This window comes from Pseudoalteromonas sp. OFAV1, from assembly GCF_021532595.1.
Lineage (GTDB): Bacteria > Pseudomonadota > Gammaproteobacteria > Enterobacterales > Alteromonadaceae > Pseudoalteromonas > Pseudoalteromonas lipolytica_C.
Genome location: NZ_JAKGBG010000091.1, coordinates 1 through 3,400, shown reverse-complemented (window position 1 = coordinate 3,400; position 3,400 = coordinate 1). Strand labels below are relative to the sequence as shown.

The 3,400-nt window shown below is 41.0% G+C and carries 3 protein-coding genes; 1 reads left to right on the top strand and 2 read right to left on the bottom strand.

All coding sequences use genetic code 11. The annotated features are described in order from the left end of the window. Positions 1 to 594: 594 nt before the first annotated feature. Entirely contained in the window at positions 595 to 1,011 is a 417-nt protein-coding gene (locus tag L1267_RS23510; RefSeq protein ID WP_135922767.1) for a VOC family protein, read from the bottom strand. Positions 1,012 to 1,141: 130 nt separating this feature from the next. Continuing rightward, positions 1,142 to 2,479: a metalloprotease PmbA gene (pmbA, locus tag L1267_RS23505; RefSeq protein WP_135922768.1), complete on the bottom strand. Its 1,338-nt coding sequence runs from the start codon at positions 2,477 to 2,479 to the stop codon at positions 1,142 to 1,144. A gap of 137 nt (positions 2,480 to 2,616) precedes the next feature. Here pmbA and yjgA point away from each other — a divergent pair, with 137 nt between their 5' ends. Then, on the top strand, positions 2,617 to 3,138 hold the full coding sequence (gene yjgA / locus L1267_RS23500) for a ribosome biogenesis factor YjgA (RefSeq protein ID WP_235384419.1): 522 nt from the start codon (positions 2,617 to 2,619) through the stop codon (positions 3,136 to 3,138). Positions 3,139 to 3,400: the final 262 nt, after the last annotated feature.

Genomic DNA, 3,400 nt, shown 5'->3' with positions numbered 1-3,400 from the left:
CTTGTCGCTCTTTACCTATTTTACAAACTTGATAATTATTTTTTGCTAAATCAATCGCAATAACGTTAAGATTCACCATGTATGGACTCCTTTTGTAAAAGTTTTGTCGCTTATTACGTTACCCCCCTGTGGGAGGGGAGTCCATACATCTCTGTGGTTAGAAAAAAGATCTTTAATTCACGAAGATATTAAATCTTTTGGTTTCCTCATTGTCTTCTCATTTTCTTCTCTTTGTGCAAAACATATTTGAACCACAGAGAGCACAGAGGCGCTGCGCGCTACACAGAGAAAACCCAATTAATACAAAGAGAATGACTAGAGCCTGTCCTTCTCTTCCTCTGTGCACTCTGTGTCCTCTGTAGTTAGAAAAAAGATCTTTAATTCACAAAGAGGACAAGAGGCGCTGCGCTTTAGAGAAAACAAAAAACACAATTATCACTTCCTCATTCTCTTCTCATTCACTTCTCTTTGTGCAAATTTTTTAAAACATATTGAACCACAGAGAAAAGCAAGTTATTACTTTCTCATTCTCTTCTCTTTGTGCATATATTTTTCTCGACCTTCTAGTGCTCGGCTAAAAGCTGACTGCTCTAGCTACAAGTCATTATTCCTTTCACTCGGTATATCACTGAAATACTCTACAAACTCAACTTCAAAACCTGCGGGATCGATAAAATATACATTTTTACGATACGGGTTTTCTGGACCCTGTTTATCTATTTCATAACCAGCGTCAACCAAGCGTTCAATTACGGCATTAATATCGTTTGTCACATAAGCAAAATGAGCAAGGCCCACTTGGTGTCCTGCTAAATCACGGTTTTCGTCTTCACCGTTATCGCTCAGAGCAAGATATTGGTAATCATCACCAAAGTGCAGCCATTTGCGCGGTTTGCCTGACCATGTGCTATCACCTTGGCTACGCACCCGCCAATGCGGGAAAGCAGCTTTATAAAAGTGCAGCATGGCATCAACATTACTAACAACAAGGTTTACGTGCTCTAAATACATGGTAGTTTTCCTTTTTATTTTTAAACTGCCAGCAAGATAAAACCTCAAGTTAAGTTCAGGTAAAGCACTTTTTCAAATAAAAAAGCCCCACAAACGTGAGGCTTTTAAAATTGAGTAGTTATTGATGAAATCAGCTACCAGCAACCTGCATTTGTTCAATCAATACAGAGCCGGTTTGAATACCGCCACGGCGCTCGATATCACCACCTAAACCGACTACCGCTTTAAACATATCTTTTAAGTTACCAGCAATTGTGATTTCACTGACTGGGTATTGGATTTCGCCATTCTCAACCCAGAAGCCCGCCGCGCCACGTGAGTAATCACCCGTTACAGTGTTCACACCTTGACCCATAAGCTCGGTTACTAGTAAACCTGTGCCCATGGTTTTTAAGAGTGCTTTTAAGTCAGCATGAGTTTGCTCAACTAACCAGTTATGAATACCACCAGCATGACCCGTTGGTGTCATAGACAGTTTACGTGCAGCGTAGCTTGCTAATAGATATGTTTGAAGCTCACCACCTTGAATAATTTCACGGTCGATAGTTTTTAACCCTTCCGAGTCGAATGGTGAAGACGCTAAGCCTTTTAATAAATGTGGACGCTCAGAAATATTTACACAATCACTAAATACTTTTGTGCCTAAGCTATCAAGCAAAAAGCTCGATTTACGGTAAAGCGCACCACCACCAATCGCAGACACTAAATGACCGAATAGTGAGTTGGCAATATCTGCTCTGAAGATAACTGGCACTTTCATAGTACCTAGCTTTTGACTATTAAGCTTAGCCAATGTTTCTGTTGCCGCTTCGAGGCCTACTTTTGCAGCATCGTTTAAATCATCTTTATGTCGCGCTACGGTATAAGCAGAATCGCGCTGCATTTGCTCACCATCTTTACCAATCACCATGGTGCTAATGCTATGACGCGTGCGCGGGTAACCTGCAATCATGCCATGGCTGTTGCCATAAACACGCAAACCTTGGTGAGAAGAAAAACTCGCACCGTCTGAATTTACAATACGCTCATCGGCGTTTAGTGCCGCCTGCTCTGCTTGATGGCAAAGCTCAATACCTTGCTCTGGGCTTACTTCCCACGGGTGATACAGATCTAAATCAAGTGGTGCGAATTCAAGCAGTTCTTTATCAGCGATACCATTGTATGGATCATCTGAAGTGAATTTAGCAATATCAATGGCTTTTTCGACCACTGTACGTAATGTTTTAGGGTTTAAATCAGCCGTTGAAGCAGAACCTTTGTTATTCCCCACATAAACACTAATACCTAAGCCACCGTCTTGGTTAAACTCTATTGTTTCAACTTCGCCCATGCGCGTACTAACAGACAAACCTGACGTGCTCGACATCGCCGCTTCTGCAGCAGTAGCACCCAACTTTTTTGCATGCTCAAGTACTTCGCTTACCGCGTCTTTCACTTCAGAAATGTGTTGATAAATAGGATCTTTCATCTTGTGTGTCCTAGGTTCTGATATTTTTTATAGTGTAGCGAATGCTAACACACTGCGAGACGTGCATCAGCTAATATTAATCATTAACTAAATGACGTATAATAGCGAATAGTTAAGTTTACTGAATGAGCATCCTTATGGCGAAGAAGAAAAAGCCACTTATCGAAGAAGAAATTATTTACGTATCAAAAAGCGAGTTAAAACGTGAAGCCATGCAATATCATGGTTTGGGTGCTGAAATCGCGAAAATGCCGAAAAAGCAACGCGATCGCTTACCACTCAATCACGATTTAAAAGAAGCCCTTGTTGTTTCTGATAAAGTAAGTGATAAGAGCGATGCTTACCGTCGTAACTTAAACTATATCGCAAAAGTATTACGTACTACTGAAAACGTTGATGAAATCCAAGCGATGATCGATATTATGCTCAACAAAAACAACCAAGCGGATGTTTTGATGAACAAAATCGAAACGCTACGTGATGATTTAATCAAACAAGGTGACGATCTGATCAATTCAACAATTGATCAATACCCTTCTCTTGAGCGCCAAAAAATGCGCCAGTTAGTACGCAGCGCCGCAAAAGAAGTGAAAGCTGAAAAACCAGCCAAAGCGTACAAAGAGTTATTCCAGTATCTTAAAGATGCGATTATGATTTAATTTGTATACAGAAAGCCGCTTAATGATAGTTTTGCGGCTTTTTAATAATCATTTCGGCGCTAAAACACCTCCTACAACCCCGTAGGAACGGCTTTAGCCGTGAACATCACGTACAATAATCACCTAAATATTTCGGCGTTAAAACGCCTCCTACAACCCCGTAGGAACGGCTTTAGCCGTGAACATTGCGTACAACAATTACCTAAATATTTCAGCGTTAAAACGCCTCCTACAACCCCGTAGGAACGGGTTTAGCCGTGAA